Origin of the sequence: Streptomyces fumanus, assembly GCF_014655295.1 — a bacterium.
GTDB lineage: Bacteria > Actinomycetota > Actinomycetes > Streptomycetales > Streptomycetaceae > Streptomyces > Streptomyces fumanus.
Map to the genome: position 1 here is coordinate 39,964 of NZ_BNBI01000011.1, position 20,280 is coordinate 60,243.

The window sequence follows — 20,280 nt, forward strand, 5'->3', positions numbered from 1 at the left end:
TCAGAAGTGGCCAGTATGGTGGTGCGCGCCGCCGAGCCGCCCGCTTTCAGGTGTGACGGGCGGCGGAGCCAACCGGGAGAACCTGCCTTGAGTCGTGAAACTGACAGTCCGTCCTCCGGACCCCACGGACGCGGTGGAGCCGCTTACCCGTCGGGCACCCCGCCCTACGGGACGCCGACGGGCTCCGACACCGGTACGGACGGGGGCCGTTCGGCCACCCGGCCGGAGGACCGCAAGACCGAGACGACGCTGACCACCCGGATCCGGATCAACATCCCCGGGTCCCGGCCCATCCCGCCCGTGGTGGTGCGCAAGCCGGTCGGCGAAGGGGAGGGCGGCACGGGCGACCCGGAGCCCGAGACCCCCGCGCCCGGCGGCGGCACGCCCACGGGCGGCGCCGAGACACCGGCCGAGCCCGCGCCGCCGCCCCGGCCGGCGGAGGAGAAGCCGACCAGCGACTGGTTCGCGCCGCGCCGGTCCGCCCCGGCCAAGGGCGGCACCTCCGGGGCCGCGAACGGGACGGCCCCGGGCGGGGCTTCGGGCCCGGCGGGGGCTGCCGGTGCATCTGGTGCGTCTGGTGCGCTTGGTGCTCCCGGTACTCCTGGTGCGCCCGGTACCCCTGGTGCTCCCGGTACCCCTGGTGTGTCCGGTGCGCCTGGTACGCCCGGTGCGGCCGGGACGCGGTCCGGTGGCGGGCGGCCCGGTGGCGTCGTCGGCTCCATGAACATGCCGGGCGGCTCCCGGCCCGGCGGCACCAACGGCGCCGGTCTCCCCGGCGCGACCGGCGGACCCGTGGCCCCCGGGCACGGCGGCGGCACCGGCTCCTTCGACGTGACCGAGGCCCTGTCCGCCGGCCCGCTGGGCGGCAACGGCACCGGCAACGGCACCAGCGGCACCGGCAACGGCACGACCGACACCGGCAACGGCGTCGGCGGCCCCGAGCCGCGCCACGACGACCTGCCGTACTTCACCGAGCCCGGACCGGCGGCCCCGAACGGCGCGTACGCCGGCCCCCAGGCCCCCACCGGGTCCACCGGTCCGGCCGGCCCCACCGGCGGCCCGGCCACCGGCACCGGACGGCTGACCCCGCCCCCGAGCGGCGGCCTGAGCGACGACACCGCGATCCTCACCCCGCAGCAGCAGGTCCCCGAGCCGCCCGGCGGGATCGCCTACGGCACCCCGGACAACGTCTCCGGGAACACCGTCACCAGCGGCATCCCCGTCGTACCGGCCGACCGGAACACGCCGTTCCAGGCCGGCCCCGCCACCGGCGGCCCGCTCGCCCCGACGCCCCCGAAGCTCCCCGGCCCCGCCACGCCGCCCCCGGCGAGCGCCGCCAAGCCGGTCAAGCGCAAGGGCCGGAGCAAGCTCCCCCTGCTCGTCGGCGGCCTGGTCCTGGTCGGCGGCCTCGCCTACGGCGCGGGTCTGCTGATGAACCACTCCGACGTGCCCAAGGGCACCACCGTGCTCGGCGTCGACATCGGCGGCAGCACCCGGGACGACGCCGTGGAGAAGCTCGACACCGCCTTCGAGGGCCGGGTCAACAAGCCGCTGAAGCTCTCGGTGGGCGGCGACAGCGTCGCGCTCAAGCCGGACCAGGCGGGGCTCCAGTTCGACACCCAGGCGACCGTCGCGGCGGCGGCCAGGAGCGACTACAACCCGGTCTCCGTGATCGGCTCCCTCTTCGGCAACCACCGCGTCGTCGACCCGGTCATGCCGGTCGACGAGGAGAAGCTGCACGCGGCCCTCCAGGACGCCTCCGGCGGCTCCGGCTCGATGACCGAGGGCGGGATCAGGTTCGAGTCCGGCCGGGCGGTGCCCGTGTACCCGAAGGCGGGCAAGGGCATCGACGTGGCCAGGTCCACCGACGAGGTGGAGGAGGCGTACCGCGGCCAGGTCGAGACCGGCGCGGCCGGCACGGTGAACCTGCCGACCACCGCCCGGCAGCCGGAGGTCACCAAGGCCGAGGTCGACCGGATGATGAAGGAGTTCGCCGAACCGGCGATGTCGGCCCCCGTGACCGTGCAGACCGACGCGGCGCACACGATCCTGATGAGCCCGCAGAAGTCGCTGTGGAAGTTCCTCCGGGTGACGGCCGTCGGCGGCAAGCTGGTCGACAAGCCGGACCTGGACGCCCTGGAGGAGCTGTACGGGCAGACGTTCGACGGCGTCACCATCGCCCGCGCCAACGGCGAGAAGACCCCCGTCACCCCCCAGGACGTCTACGGCGCCCTGCGCCAGGCCCTGACCAGCACCACGAACCGGGTCGCGACCATCGACACCGACCCGAGCTGACCCACCACCGGCCGGCCCCCTGAAGGCGTCCCCGCACGGGACCCTCCAGGGGCCGGGCGCCCGCCCACCCGGCCGCCCCTGTCAGTTCGCCGGCGCCCGCGGTCAGTTCAGCAGCGCCCGCGCCGCGAACGCCTCCCGGCGCACCCGCTCCGCCGCCGCCGCGTCCACCGCCGACACCACCTCCGCGTACGCCTCCAGTTCCACCGCGCCCGCGACGAAGTCGCCCCGCTGCACCAGCAGCCGCGCCCGCTCGTACCGCAGCCTCGCCGGATGCGACGGCAGCAGCAGCGACAGCTCCAGCGCCCACAGCGCCACGTCCGACCGCTCCGGCCGCGCCGCCGCCCAGGCCCGGACGTTGTTGAGCATCCGCAGCACCACGTCCAGCGGATCGGCCGGCGCCGGCAGGGGCGCGTCCAGCGGCGCCCCCGTGGCCCCCGCCACCAGCAGCTCCGCGTCCGCCCCGGTCAGCACCCGCCCCCCGTCGAACGGGTCCACCAGCACCCGTTCGGCGGCACCGGACCCGAACCCGACCACGAAGTGCCCCGGCAGCGCCACCCCGTACACCGGGCCCCCGGCCCGCCGGGCCACCTCCATCCACACCACCGACAGCAGGATCGGCAGGCCGCGCCGCCGCGCCAGCACCCGGTGCAGCAGCGACGACTCCAGTCGCCGGTAGTCCGCGGCGGTGCCGTGGAACCCGGCCCGGTCGCCGAGCACCTCCCGCAGCGCCACCGCCCAGTCCCGCGCCCCGCCCGGCCGGTACGGCACCTGCCCGGCGAGCCGGTCCAGTTCGGCCTGCGCCGCGTCGATGCCCGCGTCGTCCAGGCTCCCGTCCGCCGCCGCGCCCATCAGCAGGCACAGCGCGGCCAGATCGGGCCGCCCGGAGCGGGCCTCCTCGGCGAACCGGCGCCGCACCTCGGCGGCGCGCCCGGGCGGCGGGGGACAGGGGGAACACATGGCTCGGTCGGGCCCTCTCGACGACGATCGGTCACCGGTCCGCTGGGGCGGCGTCCGGTGCGCGGTAGTGGTGGTAGGCGTGGTGCGCGGCGAAGCCCAGCCCGGTGTACAGGCCGCGCGCCCCGGTGTTGTCCGTCTCGACCTGGAGCCAGGCCGCCGAGGCGCCCTCGTCCAGGGCCCGGCGGGCCAGCGCGGCCATGACGGCGGTCGCCAGCCCGGCGCGCCGCCGCTCGGGCGCCACCTCGACGGCCGCGAACCCGGCCCACCGCCCGTCCACGACACACCGCCCGATCGCGTCGGGCACCCCCGCCGCGCCGGGCACGCTCGCGAACCACACCGACGGCCCGGAGCCCAGGACCCGCAGGGCCGCCTCGCCGACCCCCTTGCGCTGGTAGCGCGCCAGCCACCCCGCGTCCGCCGTCCGGGACAGGACGACCCCGGCCGGCCCGTCCCGGTCCGCGACCGGCGCCAGTGCGCCGGTCCACAGCTCGGCGCTCACCTCACGCGTCCAGCCCCGCCGCTCCAGCTCCGCGCAGAGCGCCTCCTGTGTGCCCTCCGCGCCGGTGGCGGTCTGCAGGTACGCGGGCAGCCCGCGCTCGCCGTACCAGCGGCGTACGGCGGTCAGCGCGGCGTCGAGCGGCAGGCCCGGATCGCCGAGCGGCAGCACCGAGTTGGCCCGCCGGGTGAACCCGGCGGCCGCCCGCAGCTCCCACTCGCCGAGCCGCTCGCTCTCCACCGGCCGCCAGCCCCGCGCGGCGACCCGCGCGAGTTCCCCGTACGAGGCGGCCGGGCCCCGCCGACGGGCCGGCGCGGCCGGCACCACCTTGCCCGCGACCAGCGCGGACGCCGCGATCCGTACCGTCTCGCCGTCCTTGCGTGTGATCAGCAGCACACCGTCGTCCCAGGATGTGAGAACGCCGACCGTGTCGGTGAACTTCCGGCCCGGCGCGTCCGACGCGGCCAACCGCCGTACCGACACCCGTTTGCCCACGTCAGCCGCGCTGATACGGACTTCGAGACGGCCGGCGGCAGAGATTTCCACAGGTCTGTCCACCCCTCCTGTTCGGATCGTGCCCAGGAACGGAGATACTAGGTGCGGGCATCGACGACGCCGCGCTCCCGCGCGCCAGGCGGCGGAGCCTGAGGAGGCCCGCCAGCGCCCGTATCGAGGAGGAACGACAGCGTGACCTACGTCATCGCGCAGCCTTGTGTCGACGTCAAGGACAAGGCGTGCATCGAGGAGTGTCCGGTCGACTGCATCTACGAGGGCCAGCGGTCCTTGTACATCCACCCGGACGAATGCGTCGACTGTGGTGCCTGTGAGCCGGTCTGCCCGGTCGAGGCGATCTTCTACGAGGACGACACTCCGGAGGAGTGGAAGGACTACTACAAGGCGAACGTCGAGTTCTTCGACGAGCTCGGCTCGCCCGGTGGTGCCAGCAAGCTGGGGCTGATCGAGCGCGACCACCCCTTCGTCGCGGCCCTGCCGCCGCAGAACCAGTAAGAGCGGTCCGCACCCGCGCCGCCTCGGTCCCGCCCGGCCCGGTCGTCCCCGACCGGTGCCGGCCGGGACCGAGGCGTTTGCCGTACCGAGGAAAGTGAGCCAGAACCGTGTCCGCAGTCACCGACCGCCTCCCCACCTTCCCCTGGGACAGGCTGACGCCCTACAAGGCGACCGCCGCGGCCCACCCGGACGGCATCGTCGACCTCTCCGTCGGCACCCCGGTCGACCCGGTCCCCGAGCTGATCCAGAAGGCCCTGATCGACGCGGCGGACTCCCCGGGCTACCCGACGGTGTGGGGCACCCCGGCACTGCGCGACGCGATCACCGGCTGGGTCGGGCGCCGCCTCGGCGCCCGGGACGTCACCCACCGGCACGTCCTGCCGATCGTCGGCTCCAAGGAACTCGTCGCCTGGCTGCCGACCCAGTTGGGCCTCGGCCCCGGCGACCGGGTGGCCTTCCCGCGGCTGGCCTACCCGACGTACGAGGTCGGCGCCCGGCTGGCGCGCGCCGAGTACGTGGCGTACGACGACCCGACCGAGCTGGACCCGGCCGGGCTGAAGCTGCTCTGGCTCAACTCCCCGTCCAACCCCACCGGCAAGGTGCTCTCCCCGGCCGAGCTGACCCGGATCGTCGCCTGGGCCCGCGAGCACGGCGTGCTGGTCTGCTCCGACGAGTGCTACCTGGAGCTGGGCTGGGAGGCCGACCCGGTCTCGGTCCTGCACCCGGACGTCAACGGCGGCTCCTACGACGGCCTGGTCGCCGTCCACTCCCTGTCCAAGCGGTCCAACCTCGCGGGCTACCGCGCGGCCTTCCTCGCCGGTGACCCGGCGGTCCTCGGCCCGCTGCTGGAGATCCGCAAGCACGGCGGCATGATGACCTCGGCGCCCACCCAGGCGGCCGTGGTGGCGGCCCTCGGCGACGACGAGCACGTGCGCGTGCAGCGCGAGCGGTACGCGGCCCGCCGCACCGCGCTGCGCGAGGCCCTGCTGCGGCACGGCTTCCGCATCGAGCACAGCGAGGCCAGCCTGTACCTGTGGGCCACCCGCGGGGAGTCCTGCTGGGACACCGTCGCCCACCTCGCCGACCTGGGCATCCTGGTGGCCCCCGGCGATTTCTACGGCCCGGCGGGCGCCCGGCACGTCCGGGTGGCCTTCACGGCGACGGACGAACGCGTGGCGGCGGCGGCCGCCCGCCTCTGACCCGCCGCCCCGGCGACCGGGAGACGACACAGCGGCGGCGGGGCCCAGGGAGAGCCTGGACCCCGCCGCCGTGACCGGACGACCCGTCAGCCGCCGAGCGGCAGCCCCTGCACGGGCAGCGTCTTCGCGGCCGGCAGCCCCTTGCTGACGGCGTCCGTCGGCAGCCCGCTCTTGGTGGCGGTCTTCGCGGTGTCCCCGACGATGTCCCCGGCGGAGCCCGCCGCGTCCCCCGCCGCCTTCTGCGCGGCCGGCGTCGTCTGCTTCACGACCGACCCGCCGGTCTTGCCCGCGGCCGGCACCGCCTTCTTCACGGCGTTGCCACCGGTCTCGCCCGCGGTCTTGGTCACGCTCTGCGCGGCCGAGTCCACGGTGCCGCCGACGTTGGCACCGTCCAGGGCGGTCAGTCCGGCCAGGTTCGGGGTGGCCGGCAGCTCCGGGGCCGCGCTGGCGGAGCCGGCCGCACCGACCCCGGCGGCCGCTCCCGCAGCGACGAGCAGCGCGGCACGGGCGATCCGGCGGGTCAGGGGGAGGGACATGATGCTCCTTCGACGGGAAGTCAACGTTGAGAGGTCCTGCCGTGCTCGACCGGCCCGGCTCGGACGCAGTGACTACCGCTCGAAGGCCCCGAAGGTTGCGGCGCGGCAAGGTAAAGAGTTGGCAATGCGTCGCATTATCGGGTGCCCGGAAAAACGGGCAAACGGGCGCCGGCCGGAAACCCCGCCGAATCCTTACGGCCCGTTGTTCCCAAGGAAATCGGCGGATGCGCGGGCGACGGCACGCACCGCGGCCCGGCCCGCCGCCCGCCCGCCGCGCGGGTCATCCGGGAGAGTGGGGCGTCGTACGGGCGAGCTACCGCCGGACGGTGACGATCCGGACCGCCCCGGTGTCCCGTTCCGCGCCCTGGGCGCCCCCGGAGCCGGTGGCCGGCGCGGTCCGCCACCGGGTGCCGGTGGTCCCGGCGGTCCACTCGCGGCCGGCGTACGAGACCTGTTCGATGCCCAGCGCGGAGGCGTTGGCCACCGCCCAGTGCGCCAACTGCCAGCCCCGGCGCCGCGCCTCGCGCCCGGACTCCGCGCCCCGGCCCTCGGTGACCGGCAGCGTCATCACCCGCCCGCCCGGGCCGCCCGGGGAGGCCGGCGGCGAGGCCGGTGCGGCGGGTGTCGCCGTCGCCGGTGCGGACACCTCCGCGCCGACCGGCTGGAGCACCTCGCGCCCGAAGTCCCGGGCCAGCGCGGCCCGTACCGCGTCCGGGCCCCTGGCCCCCCGGGTGCCGGCGGCGGGCAGGCCCGTGCAGGTCAGGGTGGCGGCGGAGTGGCCGGTCAGGGCGGCGGCCAGCAGCGTGGCGTCCGGCTCGTGCCGCGCGTACGCGTCCGGGAAGCCGCTGCGCTGCACCCGCTGGGCCGCGACGGTCAGCGGCAGCTTCGTGTACCCGGGCACCTTGACCAGGTGGTCGTAGAACTTCCCCGCCGCGTAGGTCGGTTCCATGATCTGCCGGGGGCTGCCCCAGCCCTGCGAGGGCCGCTGCTGGAAGAGGCCGAGGGAGTCGCGGTCGCCGTGGTCGATGTTGCGCAGCGCCGACTCCTGGAGGGCGGTCGCCAGGGCGATCGCTATGGCCCGCTCGGGCAGGTCACGGGTGGTGCCGACGGCCGTGATGGTGGCCGCGTTGACCGCCTGCTCCGGCGTGAACTCGTAGCGCGCGCCGTCGTCGCCGGCGGAGACGACCGTGCAGCGGGTCCGGGCCGCGCCTCCGGTGACGTACTGCACCACCAGGTAACCGGCGACCGCGAGCAGGGCCACCAGGGCCGACATGAACCGGAGGAGTCGGCTTCGCTTCTTGCGGGTGGGGGACGGCTGAAGCACGCGTAACAAGGTACTAAAGGGCAGCCTGCCTGGTACGCAGGGCACGGGCCGTGCCCGAAGGGGCAGGGCGCTAGGGTCGACGCCATGGCCGACACCCCGCTTGACCTCACGCTGGACGCCGCCGAGCTGACCGCCCGGCTGGTCGACTTCCCCTCCGTCAGCGGCTCCGAGCAGCCGCTCGCCGACGCGATCGAGCACGCGCTGCGCGCCCTGCCGCACCTCACCGTCGACCGGTACGGCAACAACGTGGTGGCCCGCACCGGCCTCGGGCGCGCGGAGCGGGTGATCCTCGCCGGGCACATCGACACCGTGCCGATCGCGGACAACGTGCCCTCGCACCTGGACGACGACGGGGTGCTGTGGGGCTGCGGCACCTGCGACATGAAGTCCGGCGTCGCCGTGCAGTTGCGGATCGCGGCCACCGTCCCGGCGCCCAACCGCGACCTCACCTTCGTCTTCTACGACAACGAGGAGGTCGCCGCCGACCTCAACGGCCTCAAGCACATTGCCGAGGCGCGCCCGGAGTGGCTCGAAGGAGACTTCGCGGTGCTGCTCGAACCGTCCGACGGGCAGGTCGAGGGCGGCTGCCAGGGCACGTTGCGGGTGCTGCTGCGGACGACCGGCGAGCGGGCGCACTCCGCGCGGAGCTGGATGGGCGCCAACGCCGTCCACGCGGCGGCCCCGGTCCTCGCCAAGCTGGCCGCCTACCAGCCGCGCCGCCCGGTCATCGACGGCCTGGAGTACCGCGAGGGCCTCAACGCGGTCGGCATCTCCGGGGGAGTGGCCGGCAACGTGATCCCCGACGAGTGCCAGGTCACCGTCAACTTCCGCTACGCGCCCGACCGTACGCCCGAGGAGGCCCTCGCCCACGTCCGCGAGGTCTTCGCGGACTGCGGGGTGGCGGAGTTCGTGGTGGACGACCACAGCGGCGCGGCCCTGCCCGGCCTGTCCCACCCGGCCGCGGCGGCCTTCATCGCGGCGGTCGGCGGCACCCCGCAGCCCAAGTACGGCTGGACGGACGTCTCCCGGTTCGCCGCCCTCGGCATTCCCGCGGTCAACTACGGCCCCGGCAACCCCCACCTGGCGCACAAGCGGGACGAGCGCGTGGAGGTGGCCAAGGTGCTGGTCGGCGAGGAGCGGCTGCGGGCCTGGCTGACCGCCTGAGCACCCGGTGGTTTAGTCCGCTGCCCGGCGGACATGCTGAGGTCCCCCGTACGTAACCCGCGGACATCTACGCTGAGGTGGAAGGACCGCACGAGGACAGGGAGCAGCCATGGCCACCGGCAACCCCGCAGGCAAGAAGCAGCCGCCGGACGAGCAGCGCCTGGGTCCGGTCCTCAGACGGCGCGGCCAGGTGCAGGCCAGCACCACCGACCAGCGGCTGCTGGACGAGCGGGCGCCCACGGACTGGGTGCACACCGACCCCTGGCGGGTGCTGCGCATCCAGTCCGAGTTCATCGAGGGCTTCGGCACCCTCGCCGAACTGCCGCCCGCGATCAGCGTGTTCGGCTCCGCCCGCACCCCGGCGGACAGCCCCGAGTACGAGGCCGGGGTGCGGCTCGGCCGGGGTCTGGTGGAGGCCGGGTTCGCGGTGATCACCGGCGGCGGGCCCGGCGCCATGGAGGCGGCCAACAAGGGCGCCTGCGAGGCCGACGGCATCTCAGTCGGCCTCGGCATCGAACTGCCCTTCGAGCAGGGGCTGAACAAGTACGTCGACATCGGGCTGAACTTCCGGTACTTCTTCGTCCGGAAGATGATGTTCGTCAAGTACGCGCAGGGCTTCGTGGTCCTGCCCGGCGGCCTCGGCACCCTGGACGAGCTCTTCGAGGCCCTCACCCTGGTGCAGACCCAGAAGGTGACCCGCTTCCCGATCGTCCTGTTCGGCACCGAGTACTGGGGCGGACTCGTCGACTGGCTGAAGAACACCCTGGTCGCGCAGGGCAAGGCGGCCGAGAAGGACCTGCTGCTGTTCCACCTGACCGACGACGTGGACGAGGCGGTCGCCCTGGTCTCGAAGGAGGCCGGACGCTGACCCCCCGCTAGGCCAGTCCCCGCCGGGCCACCGCCGGCGGGCGGTGGCCCGCGATGGCCGCCACCATGTCCAGCACCTGCCGGGTCTCGGCCACCTCGTGCACCCGGTACACCTGGGCGCCGAGCCACGCCGAGACCGCCGTCGTCGCCAGGGTGCCCAGCACCCGCTCCTTCACCGGCTTGTCCAGCGTCTCGCCGACGAAGTCCTTGTTCGACAGGGAGACCAGCACCGGCCAGCCGGTGTCCACCATCTCGCCGAGCCGCCGGGTCGCCTCCAGGCTGTGCCGGGTGTTCTTGCCGAAGTCGTGCCCCGGGTCGATCAGCACCGACTCCCGGGGCACCCCCAGGGACACCGCCCGCTCGGCCAGCCCCAGCGTCACCTCCAGGATGTCCGCCATCACGTCGTCGTACGTCACCCGGTGCGGCCGGGTGCGCGGCTCGGCGCCGCCGGCGTGGGTGCAGACCAGGCCCGCCCCGTAGCGGGCCGCGACCTCGGCGAGCCGGGGGTCGACGCCGCCCCACGCGTCGTTCAGCAGGTCCGCGCCCGCCTCGCAGACCGCCTCGCCGACCTCGTGCCGCCAGGTGTCCACGCTGATCACCACGTCCGGGAAGCGCCGCCGCACCTCCGCGACGAAGCCGACCGTGCGCCGCGCCTCCTCCTCGGCGCTCACCTCGTCGCCGGGCCCCGCCTTCACCCCGCCGACGTCGATGATCGCGGCGCCCTCGGCGACCGCCCGCTCCACGCGCGCGAGGGCGGGCTCGTCGTGGAAGGTGGCGCCCTGGTCGTAGAAGGAGTCCGGGGTCCGGTTGACGATCGCCATGATCACCGGTTCGTGCGCCGCGAACTCGCGCCTGCCCAGCCTGAGCATCCCCTGAGACCTCTTCTCGTCCGTCCTGTGCGGGCACCCGCCCGAGGGGCGCCTGATGGCCCCGGCTGTCAGACTCGCATGGCACGATCGACCTGACACACCCGACTCCGATCCATTCGATCATCCGACCGTGGGGGCTCCAGCGATGGTTATGTTCCTGTTCCTGGTCCTCGCGCTCGCCGTCGTGGTCGCCGCGGTGACCCTCGCCGTGATCGGCGGCGGCGAGAGCGGACCGCTGCCCGACGCCGCCCCCGAGCGGCTCCAGGACGCGCTGCCCCCCGACCGCCCGGTCACCCGCGCCGACGTGGAGAGCCTGCGCTTCCCGCCGGTCGTGCGGGGCTACCGCATGGCGGACGTCGACGACGTCCTGGCCCGGCTCGGCGCCGAGCTGGCCGAGCGCGACGCCCGCATCGCCGACCTGGAGTCCGCGCTGGCCGGGGCCCGCGCCGCCGCCCCCGCCGGGGCCGTGGAGCAGCACCAGGCCCAGGAGGAGCAGCGATGAGCGCCGGGGCCGCCCTCGTCGGTCCGGACGGCGCCGCGCGCTGCCCCTGGGCCCTGTCCACCGAGGACTACGTCGCCTACCACGACGAGGAGTGGGGCCGCCCGGTCCACGGCGACGACGCGCTGTTCGAGCGGCTCAGCCTGGAGGCGTTCCAGTCCGGGCTGTCCTGGATCACCATCCTGCGCCGCCGCCCCGGCTTCCGCGCCGCCTTCGCCGGCTTCGAGATCGCGGCGGTGGCCGCCTTCACCGACGCCGACCGGGAACGGCTGCTCGCCGACCCCGGCATCATCCGCAACCGCGCCAAGATCGACGCGACCCTCGCCAACGCGCGCGTGCTGGCCGACTGGGCCCCGGGCGAGCTGGACGAGCTGATCTGGTCGCACGCCCCGGACCCGGCCGCCCGCCCGGTGCCCAGAACCCTCGCCGACATCCCGGCCGTCACGCCCGAGTCGACCGCCCTGTCCAAGGCGCTGAAGAAGCGGGGCCTGCGCTTCGTCGGCCCGACCACGGCGTACGCGATGATGCAGGCGTGCGGTCTGGTCGACGACCACCTGGAGACCTGCGTGGCCCGGCGGGGCTGAGGCTCAGCGGCCCAGGTACGCCGGCTTCTCCTTGGCGACGAAGGCCCGCACCGCGATCGCGTGGTCCTCGGAGGCGCCCGCCCGGGTCTGCAGCTCGTCCTCCTTCTCCAGGGTCTCGGCCAGGGAGTGCGTCAGCCCGTACGCCAGTGCCTCCTTCAGCGCCGCGTACGCCACCGTGGGGCCCCCGGCCAGCGCGCGGGCCGTCTTCTCGGCCTCGGCGCGCAGCTCGGCGGCGGGCACCAGTCGGTTGGCGATGCCCAGGTCGTACGCCTCCCGGGCCGGGATGCTGCGCGGGAAGAGCAGCAGGTCGGCGGCGCGGCCGGGGCCGACCACGCGCGGCAGCGTCCAGGAGACGCCGGAGTCGGCGGTGAGCGCCACCCCGGCGAAGGAGGTGTTGAACGCGGCCGTCTCCGCGACGATCCGGTAGTCGGCCGCCAGCGCGAACCCGAAGCCCGCCCCGGCCGCCACCCCGTTCACCGCGGCCACCACCGGCTTGGGCGCCTCGGCCAGTGCCCGGACGATCGGGTTGTAGTGCTCCCGGACCGTGCTCATGGTCTGCCCCGAGCCCCGCTCCCGGTCCCCGGCCATCAGCCCGATGTGCTCCTTGAGGTCCTGGCCCACGCAGAACGCCCGGTCCCCGGCGGCGGTCAGCAGCACCGCCCGTACCGCACCGTCGGCCGCCGCGGCGCGCACCGCGTCCCGGAGGGCGACCTTGGTCTCCACGTTCAGCGCGTTCATCGCCTCCGGGCGGTTCAGCGTGATCGTCGCCAGTCCGTCGCTCACCTCGTAGAGCACGGTGTCGGCCATGGCGTATCCCCTCCGCGTCGCGGCTGCGCGGACGTACCCGTCGGTACGTCCCTGTCTGGAGGACAGCATGACGGAGATCACCGGAAACGGACCGGGGTGCGGGTGTGAGCTGCGTCAAAGAATTCCGGTCCGTAGCCATTCGGCGGAAGTGAGTGCGGGCGGGCAGTATCGCAGCCACATCGCCGAATTGAGTGGTTTTGCTCGCGTGCGTTGCCCAAGCGATGCCGACCGATGTTGGTCATCGGGTCCCGCGATGCGGGATAATGGCCTGGAAGCAATGTGTTCGATGCCGGTGTCGCGTGTCCCCTTGCGGGAGCGCGTGCCCTCGCGGGCCGTCGGCCTTGACGATGAGCTGGTATCAGGAAGGGGAACGAGCATGGCGGCCATGAAGCCGCGGACGGGTGATGGCCCGCTCGAGGTGACCAAGGAGGGGCGGGGCATCGTCATGCGCGTTCCGCTCGAAGGCGGCGGTCGGCTCGTCGTCGAGCTGACCCCTGACGAAGCCGACGCGCTCGGCGACGCCCTCAAGAAGGTCGTCGGCTGACGCGCAAGCGGACCATACAGGTTCGGTCGCCCCGGTGCCCCATACGGTGCCGGGGCGCCTGCCGTTCCGGCATCGCCCCAGGTCGGCCCGGTCGCCGGGCTAGCGTTTGACGGCGCACAGCAGGCCGTCGCCCACCGGCAGCAGTGACGGCGCCAGCTCCTGGCTCTCCCGCACCGCGCGCAGCAGCTCGCGCAGCCGCAGCACCTCGGTGGGCTGCGGACCGGAGTCGATGGTCCGGCCGTTGGCGAAGACGCCCTCGAACACCACCAGCCCGCCGGGCCGCAGCAGCCGCAGCGCCTCGGCGAGGTAGTCGAGGTACTCCAGCCGGTCGCCGTCGCAGAAGACGAGGTCGTACCCGGCGTCCGCGAGCCGCGGCAGCACGTCCAGCGCGCGTCCCGGGATGAACCGGGCCCGGTTGCTGGCGAACCCCGAGGCCCGGAACGCCTGCCGGGCGAACTGCTGGTGCTCCGGCTCCGGATCGACCGTGGTCAGCACCCCGTCGGGCCGCATCCCGTGCAGCAGGTGGATACCGGAGACCCCGCAGCCGGTCCCGATCTCCGCGACGGCCTTGGCGTCCACGGCGGCGGCGAGCAGCCGCAGCGCGGCGCCCGTGCCCGGCGCCACCGAGCGCAGGCCGGCCTCGCGGGCCCGGTCGCGGGCCCAGGACAGCGCGTCGTCCTCGGCGACATAGGCGTCGGCGAACGCCCAGCTCGTCTGCCGGTTGCCGGTAATGACCCTCTCCTGTCCCCGTGGTTGCCTCGGCGTGACTGTATCCGTTGGCGTCGGGAACCCGCAGATGGGACCGGTCGTTTAAGGGGTGCGGGGAAACATGCCCGGGTCGGCACGAGCCGGACCGGTCCAGATCAAATTCCCGTAAAACCGCTTATCCGGAGCTAACGGGCGAGGTGGCTATGGTAGGGGCTCCACTGGACACCACCGGAGCCAAAAGGGGAGGTGCGGCCGTACCTGTGGACCGGGGCGGAGTGCTCAGGCGCTTCCTCGGGTCGGCGGGCAGGCCGACATCCGTGAACGACACCGCTGCTGACCACAGCCACGCCACCGGCCCCCGGGCCGGTCAGGACCGGACCGCGACCTTCTCCACCGACGCGGACGGGCAGGCGTGGACTCCGCCCACCTGGGAGGAGATCGTCAGCACCCACAGCGGTCGCGTCTACCGGCTCGCCTACCGCCTGACGGGCAATCAGCACGACGCCGAGGACCTCACCCAGGAGGTCTTCGTCCGGGTCTTCCGCTCCTTGTCCACGTACACGCCGGGCACCTTCGAGGGCTGGCTGCACCGCATCACGACCAACCTGTTCCTGGACATGGTCCGCCGCAAGCAGCGCATCCGCTTCGACGCCCTCGGCGAGGACGCCGCCGAGAAGCTGCCCAGCCGGGAGCCCACCCCCCAGCAGGTCTTCAACGACGCGCACTTCGACGCCGACGTCCAGCAGGCGCTGGACACCCTCGCGCCCGAGTTCCGCGCCGCCGTCGTCCTGTGCGACATCGAGGGGCTGTCGTACGAGGAGATCGCCGCCACCCTCGGCGTGAAGCTCGGCACCGTCCGCTCCCGGATCCACCGTGGCCGCTCCCAACTGCGCAAGGCGCTCTCGCACCGCTCTCCCGAGGCGCGCGCCGAGCGCCGCTCGTTCGTGGCCCGCGTTCCGGCACTGGGAGGAGGGGGCGCGAGCGCGTGAGCGGTTCACGGCCGGACGGCGAGGGGCACCTCGCGGAGCAGCACCTGGGAGACCGACTCTCCGCCCTGGTGGACGGCGAGCTCGGTCATGACGCGCGTGAGCGCGTACTGGCGCACGTGGCGACCTGTGCGAAGTGCAAGGCGGAGGTCGACGCCCAGCGCAGACTGAAGAACGTCTTCGCGGAGGCGGCCCCGCCCGCCCCCTCGGAGAGCCTGCTGGCCCGCCTCCAGGGACTCCCCGGGGGCGGCGACGGCGGCTCCCCGCTGGGCGGCGACGGGCCCCCCGGGCTGCCGGACCTGTCCGGACGGTTCGGCGGCTCCGGCGCGTTCGGGGTAAAGCGGGGCGACCGGTTCGCCTTCGACCACGTGCCCTCGCGGGCGCACCCGCCCGTGCTGCCGTCCGGCTCCCCGGCGCGCGGCTTCCGCATCCACGACGTCGGACGGCACGAGTCCGAGCGGTCGGCCTCGCGCGGGCTGCGGTTCGCCTTCGTCGCCGCCGGTGCGGTGTCGCTGGCGGCGATCGCCCTCGGCGGTGTCACCGCCGGCCCGCCGGACTCCACCGCGGAGGCCCGCGGCGGCTCCGGCACCGGCAGCAAGGTCGTCCCCGCCCGCACCCAGGGCACCGGACCGGCCACCGCGCCGGAGAGCCAGCGGCGCCGCTCGGCCGGCCCGCTGCTGGGGCAGGCCCAGGGCGGCCAGCAGTCCCTCGGCGAGGCCGCCGTGGCCCCGACCGAGGTCTCCGCGCCGCTGCTGCCGGGCGTGCCGTCGCCCGCCGCGGGCCGCGACGACCGGGCGGTACGCACCCTGACGGCGCCCGTCATGGCCGGTGCGGTCGCGATGTCCCCGCTGATACGTCCGCTGGAGGCTGTCCCGCCGATCGCCGTGACCTCGTCCTGGCTCACCGATCCCGACCTCAAGCCGCCGCGCCTGCTCGGGGCGCCCGTTTCCGACCCGTCCGCGGCACCGTCGCCGTCCGCCTCCTGAGCAGGCGCTGCGCCGCGGCGGCCGGACCTGGTTGAATCGGGCGCGCAGTCGACGAGCCGTGCCGCGGCCAGGTCTGGGGAGAACATGAACGAGGAGAAGCCCCCGAAGGCGAAGTGGTGGAGCCGTCCCCGCCCGGACGGCACCGATCCCGACGGCGACTTCCCCCTGGCCCGGCCCCGCCCACCCGAGACGGACCCGGACTTTCCCCTGGCGGGTCCGGCGGGGGTGCCGCCCGGCGGGGAGGTTCCGTCCGTCGCCGCCGAGGAGGCGCGGAGCGAGGCACCGTCCGGCGCCGAGGGCGTCCGGGACGAGGGTGCGGGCGAGGGCGAGCGGGTCCGGCCGCTGCACGATCCCGACCCCTACAGCACCCCGCCGTACGGCGAACCGGGCCCCTGGGCCCCGGCCCCGCCCGTCCAGCACCCGACCGTGCCACCGCCCGCGACCGGCGCGCTCCCGGCCCAGGGGACCGGGACACCGCTGCCCGCCGAAGTGCCCCCCGCCCCGGTCTCCGCCCCGGCCCCTGCCCCCGGCACGCCCCCGGCCGCCGACCCCTGGCGGCGGTACGACCCCTGGGCCGTGGCCGCCGCCGGACCGACGGGACCGGCGGGGCACGGCGGCACGGTGGCGCCGCGCGGGCGGGGCCGGACGAGGCGGACGCTCGCCGGGTTCGCCGTGCTGCTCGCGCTGGTCTCCGGGACCGTCGGCGGCCTCGTCGGCGCCTACCTGGAGCGCAACGGCGGGTTGGGCACCGTGGAGCTGCCGCAGGCCGGGAAGGAGCCCGCCGGGCGGGACCCGGACAGCGTCGCCGGGATCGCCGCCAAGGCCCTGCCCGGCGTCGTCACCCTGCATGTCAGCGGCGCCGAGGAAGCGGGCACCGGCACCGGCTTCGTCCTCGACACCCGGGGCCACATCCTCACCAACAACCACGTCGTGGCGCCCGCCGGGACCGGCGGCGAGATATCGGTGACCTTCCACAGCGGGGACACCGCCGAGGCCACCGTCGTCGGCCGCGACAGCGGGTACGACCTCGCCGTCGTCAAGGTGACCGGCGTACGCGGCCTCACCCCGGTGCCGCTGGGCAACTCCGACAACGTGCAGGTGGGCGACCCGGTCGTCGCCATCGGCGCCCCCTTCGACCTGGCGGACACGGTCACCTCGGGGATCATCAGCGCCAAGGAACGGCCCATCACGGCGGGCGGCGAGAAGGCCGACGGCAGCGACGTGTCCTACGTCGACGCCCTGCAGACCGACGCGCCCATCAACCCCGGCAACTCCGGCGGTCCCCTGCTCGACTCCCGCGGCCGGGTCATCGGCATCAACTCCGCGATCCGCTCCGCCGACAGCGGCGCCGACCCGGAGGGCGGCCAGGCCGGTTCCATAGGGCTCGGCTTCGCCATCCCCGTCAACCAGGGCAAGCGCGTCGCCGAGGAGCTGATCAACACCGGTCACGCCACCCACCCCGTCATCGGCGTCACCCTCGACATGAGCTACACCGGCGACGGCGCCCGGGTCGGCGCCCGGGGCGGCGACGGCGGACCCCCGGTCACCGAGGGCGGCCCCGGCGACCGGGCCGGCCTGCGCGCGGGCGACGTGATCACCGCGGTCGACGGCCGCCGCGTGCACAACGGGGAGGAACTGATCGTCAGGACCCGCGCCCACCGCCCCGGCGACCGCCTGGAGCTGACCCTGGAGCGGGACGGCGAGGTGAGGAAGGTCTCCCTGGTGCTCGGCTCCTCGGACGGCGACTGACCGCCTCCGCAAGCAACGCGAGCGACCGGAAAGGCAAACAATCCGGAAAGCGGCCGTATACACGCACTCGGGCGGGACGCGACTGTACCGGTCGGACAGGCCGGGCGGGTACCGTGGAGGCGGCCCGGACATCCCAAGGAGCTTCAGGTGTTCAATGACATAGGACCGCTAGAGCTGGTGACGCTGATCGTCCTCGCCGTGCTCGTCTTCGGTCCGGACAAGCTCCCCAAGGTCATCCAGGACGTGACGCGGACCATCCGCAAGATCCGTCAGTTCTCGGAGAGCGCCAAGCAGGACATCCGGCAGGAGCTGGGCCCGGAGTTCAAGGACTTCGAGTTCGAGGACCTCAACCCCAGGACGTTCATCCGCAAGCAGTTGGACAACGACGACCTGGGGCTCAAGGAGATCCGCAACGGCTTCGACCTGAAGAAGGAGATGGCCGAGGTCGCCGACGCCGTCCAGGGCCGTGACTCCGACGGCTCCGCCGCCTCCGCGTCCTCCGGTGGCCGGGTCGACATGGTGAAGAAGCCGGAGAGCCCCGCCCGCGACGAGCGCCCGCCCTTCGACGCGGACGCCACCTGACCTCACCCCCGCCCCGGCTGGTGTGACGTGCGTCACGCCCAGGTCGGGGCGTACACGGCCGGAACACGCCGCCCGCGCGACCCACGCGCCGGGCGGCTTCCCGGTTGCCCGCGCCGGGATGGCTATGCTGCCGAGTTGTTGTGCGGACCGGACGAGTCGCCCGAAGGGGGGCGGGCCGTGCCAGGTCCGACGAGAGCGAGGAGGCGTCCGGGTACATGGAGACGACGAGTCGGGCAGTCGCGCAGACGCCGGCCGGGGAGGGCGGAGAACAGTCCCCCTCCGCCCGGCGCACGGTCGACGGCTACCTGCGTGCGCCCTTCCCCTGGTACGGACTCGACGAGGCGTTCACCGGACCGCGCTGGCTGATGCAGGTCGGCACGGCGGCCGACGGGGTCGTGGAGCACGGGTCGATCGGACACGGCGACGAGCCGTCGGTGCGCAACGAGCACACGGCCGGCGGTGAGCAGGACGCCAAGGAGAGGTTCGCGGTCGTCGTGACGGTCGCCGCCCACCCCGTACGGCGCAGCCCGGACGGCACGGGCCTGCTGGAGGCCACGTCGGTGTCGTCGGCGGCCTGGCTCGCCGGGGTCGGGCTGCTGTCGTTCACCTGGCCGGGGCAGATGGACCACTCGCTGCGGGACGACTGGCTGGAGCAGCAGACGGAGACCGCGTGGGTCCTCGCCGACGACCTCGACGGGCCGGACTGGACGGCGCTGTCGCTGCCCGTGGACGGGGTGCCGACGCCGTTCCACTACCGGGAGTCGGAGTTCGGCTGGGTGCTCGCCGGGTCCACGGAGCAGGGGGTGCACCTCGGGGCGTACGGACGGGGCATGAGTGCGTACGGGCTGGCGTTCGCGGTGGTGAAGGACATCGGGGCGTACGCGTGACATCGGGGGCGCCGGGTGATGCGTCGGCGCCCCTACGCGCGGGTGCGTCGTGGCTGGTCGCGCAGTTCCCCGCGCCCCTTACGGGGCCCGGTCCTAGAACTTGTTCCGCGGGGTGATGCCCAGCGACAGGCCCGACAGGCCGCGCTGGCGTCCGCCGAGCTTGCCGGCGATCGCGCGCAGCGCCGCGCCCGCCGGGGAGTCCGGGTCGGACAGGACGACCGGCTTGCCCTCGTCGCCGCCCTCGCGCAGGCGCACGTCGATCGGGATGGAGCCGAGCACCGGGACCGAGGCGCCGGTGGTGCGGGTCAGGCCGTCGGCGACCGTCTGGCCGCCGCCGGTGCCGAAGACGTCGACCATCTCGCCGCAGTGCGGGCACGGCAGCCCCGACATGTTCTCCACCACGCCGACGATCTTCTGGTGGGTCTGCACGGCGATCGCCCCGGCCCGCTCGGCCACCTCGGCCGCCGCCTGCTGAGGCGTCGTCACCACCAGGATCTCGGCGTTGGGCACCAACTGGGCCACCGAGATGGCGATGTCGCCGGTGCCGGGCGGCAGGTCGAGCAGCAGGACGTCGAGGTCGCCCCAGTACACGTCGGCCAGGAACTGCTGGAGCGCGCGGTGCAGCATCGGGCCGCGCCACACCACCGGGGCGTTGCCCGGCGTGAACATGCCGATGGAGATGACCTTCACCCCGTTGGCCGAGGGCGGCATGATCATGTTCTCGACCTGGGTGGGCCGCCCGTCGGCGCCCAGCATCCGGGGCACGCTGTGGCCGTAGATGTCCGCGTCGACCACGCCGACCTTGAGGCCGTCGGCCGCCATCGCCGCCGCCAGGTTCACGGTGACGGAGGACTTGCCGACGCCGCCCTTGCCGGAGGCGACCGCGTAGACCCGGGTCAGGCTGCCGGGCTTGGCGAAGGGCACCTCGCGCTCGGTCTGCCCGCCGCGCAGCGCCGCGGCCAGCTCCTTGCGCTGCTCGTCGCTCATCACGTCCAGCGTGACGTCGACGCGGGTGACGCCCTCGACCCGCGAGACGGCCTCGGTCACCCGCTGGGTGATGGTGTCCCGCATCGGGCAGCCGGAGACCGTCAGGTACACGGTGACCGCGACCGCCCCGTCCGCGCCGATCTCCACCGATTTGACCATGCCGAGTTCGGTGATGGGCCGGTTGATCTCGGGGTCGTTCACCGTCGCCAGTGCTTCGCGCACCGCGTCTTCCGTAGCCATAAGGAC

The 20,280-nt window shown here is 74.3% G+C and carries 21 protein-coding genes; 13 read left to right on the plus strand and 8 right to left on the minus strand.

Going from position 1 to position 20,280, the window contains the following annotated elements; all coding sequences use genetic code 11:
* Positions 1-87 precede the first annotated feature (87 nt).
* A complete protein-coding gene (locus IE316_RS24180; protein WP_190206567.1) occupies positions 88-2,295 on the plus strand; it encodes a hypothetical protein in 2,208 nt (735 codons plus the stop codon).
* 102 nt (positions 2,296-2,397) lie between these two features.
* Here IE316_RS24180 and IE316_RS24185 read toward each other — a convergent pair whose 3' ends face one another.
* Both IE316_RS24185 and IE316_RS24190 read right to left on the minus strand, forming a co-directional pair.
* Complete coding sequence (locus IE316_RS24185; RefSeq protein ID WP_190206568.1) at positions 2,398-3,252, minus strand: transglutaminase-like domain-containing protein; 855 nt, start codon at positions 3,250-3,252, stop codon at positions 2,398-2,400.
* Positions 3,253-3,283: 31 nt separating this feature from the next.
* The gene (locus IE316_RS24190; protein WP_190206569.1) at positions 3,284-4,294 is read right to left on the minus strand and encodes a GNAT family N-acetyltransferase; all 1,011 of its coding nucleotides are present in this window, start codon (positions 4,292-4,294) and stop codon (positions 3,284-3,286) included.
* 141 nt (positions 4,295-4,435) lie between these two features.
* Between IE316_RS24190 and fdxA the strand changes: the two genes are divergently transcribed.
* Together fdxA and IE316_RS24200 are read left to right on the plus strand one after the other, a co-directional pair.
* Positions 4,436-4,756 carry a ferredoxin gene (gene fdxA, locus IE316_RS24195; RefSeq protein WP_003973842.1) on the plus strand — a complete coding sequence of 107 codons (321 nt, stop codon included), beginning with the start codon at positions 4,436-4,438 and terminating at the stop codon, positions 4,754-4,756.
* A gap of 107 nt (positions 4,757-4,863) precedes the next feature.
* A complete protein-coding gene (locus tag IE316_RS24200) occupies positions 4,864-5,955 on the plus strand; it encodes a bifunctional succinyldiaminopimelate transaminase/glutamate-prephenate aminotransferase (RefSeq protein WP_190206570.1) in 1,092 nt (363 codons plus the stop codon).
* An 86-nt stretch (positions 5,956-6,041) separates the two neighbouring features.
* On the opposite strand, the gene IE316_RS24205 is transcribed toward IE316_RS24200, so the two are convergent.
* Positions 6,042-6,491 carry an ATP-binding protein gene (locus tag IE316_RS24205; RefSeq protein WP_190206571.1) on the minus strand — a complete coding sequence of 150 codons (450 nt, stop codon included), beginning with the start codon at positions 6,489-6,491 and terminating at the stop codon, positions 6,042-6,044.
* A gap of 313 nt (positions 6,492-6,804) precedes the next feature.
* The gene (locus IE316_RS24210) at positions 6,805-7,815 is read right to left on the minus strand and encodes a VldE C-terminal domain-containing protein (protein WP_190206572.1); all 1,011 of its coding nucleotides are present in this window, start codon (positions 7,813-7,815) and stop codon (positions 6,805-6,807) included.
* An 84-nt stretch (positions 7,816-7,899) separates the two neighbouring features.
* Between IE316_RS24210 and dapE the strand changes: the two genes are divergently transcribed.
* Together dapE and IE316_RS24220 are read left to right on the plus strand one after the other, a co-directional pair.
* Positions 7,900-8,979, plus strand: a complete 1,080-nt coding sequence (dapE, locus tag IE316_RS24215; RefSeq protein ID WP_190206573.1) for a succinyl-diaminopimelate desuccinylase — start codon at positions 7,900-7,902, stop codon at positions 8,977-8,979.
* Between the two features lie 109 nt (positions 8,980-9,088).
* Entirely contained in the window at positions 9,089-9,847 is a 759-nt protein-coding gene (locus IE316_RS24220) for an LOG family protein (protein WP_190206574.1), read from the plus strand.
* 7 nt (positions 9,848-9,854) lie between these two features.
* On the opposite strand, the gene folP is transcribed toward IE316_RS24220, so the two are convergent.
* Positions 9,855-10,715, minus strand: a complete 861-nt coding sequence (folP, locus tag IE316_RS24225; RefSeq protein WP_190206575.1) for a dihydropteroate synthase — start codon at positions 10,713-10,715, stop codon at positions 9,855-9,857.
* A 145-nt stretch (positions 10,716-10,860) separates the two neighbouring features.
* On the opposite strand from folP, the gene IE316_RS24230 reads away from it, so the two are divergent.
* Positions 10,861-11,217: a DivIVA domain-containing protein gene (locus IE316_RS24230; RefSeq protein ID WP_190206576.1), complete on the plus strand. Its 357-nt coding sequence runs from the start codon at positions 10,861-10,863 to the stop codon at positions 11,215-11,217.
* Positions 11,214-11,798, plus strand: a complete 585-nt coding sequence (locus tag IE316_RS24235; RefSeq protein ID WP_190206577.1) for a DNA-3-methyladenine glycosylase I — start codon at positions 11,214-11,216, stop codon at positions 11,796-11,798. The genes IE316_RS24230 and IE316_RS24235 overlap by 4 nt, the downstream gene beginning before the upstream one ends.
* A gap of 3 nt (positions 11,799-11,801) precedes the next feature.
* Here the strand turns inward: IE316_RS24235 and chcB are convergent, their stop codons facing one another.
* Positions 11,802-12,605, minus strand: coding sequence for a 2-cyclohexenylcarbonyl CoA isomerase (chcB, locus tag IE316_RS24240; RefSeq protein ID WP_190206578.1), 804 nt, complete (start codon positions 12,603-12,605; stop codon positions 11,802-11,804).
* Between the two features lie 376 nt (positions 12,606-12,981).
* Between chcB and IE316_RS24245 the strand changes: the two genes are divergently transcribed.
* Positions 12,982-13,149, plus strand: a complete 168-nt coding sequence (locus IE316_RS24245; RefSeq protein WP_003966491.1) for a DUF3117 domain-containing protein — start codon at positions 12,982-12,984, stop codon at positions 13,147-13,149.
* 99 nt (positions 13,150-13,248) lie between these two features.
* Here IE316_RS24245 and IE316_RS24250 read toward each other — a convergent pair whose 3' ends face one another.
* Positions 13,249-13,947 (minus strand): O-methyltransferase, encoded by a 699-nt coding sequence (locus tag IE316_RS24250; protein WP_308438944.1) that lies wholly within the window; start codon positions 13,945-13,947, stop codon positions 13,249-13,251.
* A gap of 227 nt (positions 13,948-14,174) precedes the next feature.
* Between IE316_RS24250 and sigE the strand changes: the two genes are divergently transcribed.
* The 5 genes from sigE (at position 14,175) to IE316_RS24275 (ending at position 19,047) form a co-directional block, all read left to right on the plus strand.
* The gene (gene sigE, locus IE316_RS24255) at positions 14,175-14,846 is read left to right on the plus strand and encodes an RNA polymerase sigma factor SigE (RefSeq protein ID WP_190206579.1); all 672 of its coding nucleotides are present in this window, start codon (positions 14,175-14,177) and stop codon (positions 14,844-14,846) included.
* On the plus strand, positions 14,843-15,829 hold the full coding sequence (locus IE316_RS24260) for an anti-sigma factor family protein (RefSeq protein WP_190206580.1): 987 nt from the start codon (positions 14,843-14,845) through the stop codon (positions 15,827-15,829). Before sigE ends, IE316_RS24260 begins: the two co-directional genes overlap by 4 nt.
* A gap of 84 nt (positions 15,830-15,913) precedes the next feature.
* Positions 15,914-17,578, plus strand: coding sequence for a trypsin-like peptidase domain-containing protein (locus IE316_RS24265; protein ID WP_190206581.1), 1,665 nt, complete (start codon positions 15,914-15,916; stop codon positions 17,576-17,578).
* 147 nt (positions 17,579-17,725) lie between these two features.
* Positions 17,726-18,160 (plus strand): sec-independent translocase, encoded by a 435-nt coding sequence (locus tag IE316_RS24270; protein WP_190206582.1) that lies wholly within the window; start codon positions 17,726-17,728, stop codon positions 18,158-18,160.
* A 215-nt stretch (positions 18,161-18,375) separates the two neighbouring features.
* Positions 18,376-19,047 (plus strand): hypothetical protein, encoded by a 672-nt coding sequence (locus tag IE316_RS24275; protein WP_190206583.1) that lies wholly within the window; start codon positions 18,376-18,378, stop codon positions 19,045-19,047.
* Between the two features lie 93 nt (positions 19,048-19,140).
* On the opposite strand, the gene IE316_RS24280 is transcribed toward IE316_RS24275, so the two are convergent.
* Positions 19,141-20,274, minus strand: a complete 1,134-nt coding sequence (locus tag IE316_RS24280) for an Mrp/NBP35 family ATP-binding protein (RefSeq protein WP_190206584.1) — start codon at positions 20,272-20,274, stop codon at positions 19,141-19,143.
* Between the last annotated feature and the right edge of the window lie 6 nt (positions 20,275-20,280).

What these genes read in the sequence shown, in the direction of transcription:
- IE316_RS24185 (WP_190206568.1), bottom strand. Translation starts at nt 3,252, where the DNA reads ATGTGTTCCCCCTGTCCCCCGCCGCCCGGGCGCGCCGCCGAGGTGCGG.
- IE316_RS24205 (WP_190206571.1), bottom strand. Translation starts at nt 6,491, where the DNA reads ATGTCCCTCCCCCTGACCCGCCGGATCGCCCGTGCCGCGCTGCTCGTC.
- dapE (WP_190206573.1), top strand. Translation starts at nt 7,900, where the DNA reads ATGGCCGACACCCCGCTTGACCTCACGCTGGACGCCGCCGAGCTGACC.
- IE316_RS24220 (WP_190206574.1), top strand. Translation starts at nt 9,089, where the DNA reads ATGGCCACCGGCAACCCCGCAGGCAAGAAGCAGCCGCCGGACGAGCAG.
- folP (WP_190206575.1), bottom strand. Translation starts at nt 10,715, where the DNA reads ATGCTCAGGCTGGGCAGGCGCGAGTTCGCGGCGCACGAACCGGTGATC.
- IE316_RS24230 (WP_190206576.1), top strand. Translation starts at nt 10,861, where the DNA reads ATGGTTATGTTCCTGTTCCTGGTCCTCGCGCTCGCCGTCGTGGTCGCC.
- IE316_RS24235 (WP_190206577.1), top strand. Translation starts at nt 11,214, where the DNA reads ATGAGCGCCGGGGCCGCCCTCGTCGGTCCGGACGGCGCCGCGCGCTGC.
- chcB (WP_190206578.1), bottom strand. Translation starts at nt 12,605, where the DNA reads ATGGCCGACACCGTGCTCTACGAGGTGAGCGACGGACTGGCGACGATC.
- IE316_RS24245 (WP_003966491.1), top strand. Translation starts at nt 12,982, where the DNA reads ATGGCGGCCATGAAGCCGCGGACGGGTGATGGCCCGCTCGAGGTGACC.
- IE316_RS24265 (WP_190206581.1), top strand. Translation starts at nt 15,914, where the DNA reads ATGAACGAGGAGAAGCCCCCGAAGGCGAAGTGGTGGAGCCGTCCCCGC.
- IE316_RS24275 (WP_190206583.1), top strand. Translation starts at nt 18,376, where the DNA reads ATGGAGACGACGAGTCGGGCAGTCGCGCAGACGCCGGCCGGGGAGGGC.
- IE316_RS24280 (WP_190206584.1), bottom strand. Translation starts at nt 20,274, where the DNA reads ATGGCTACGGAAGACGCGGTGCGCGAAGCACTGGCGACGGTGAACGAC.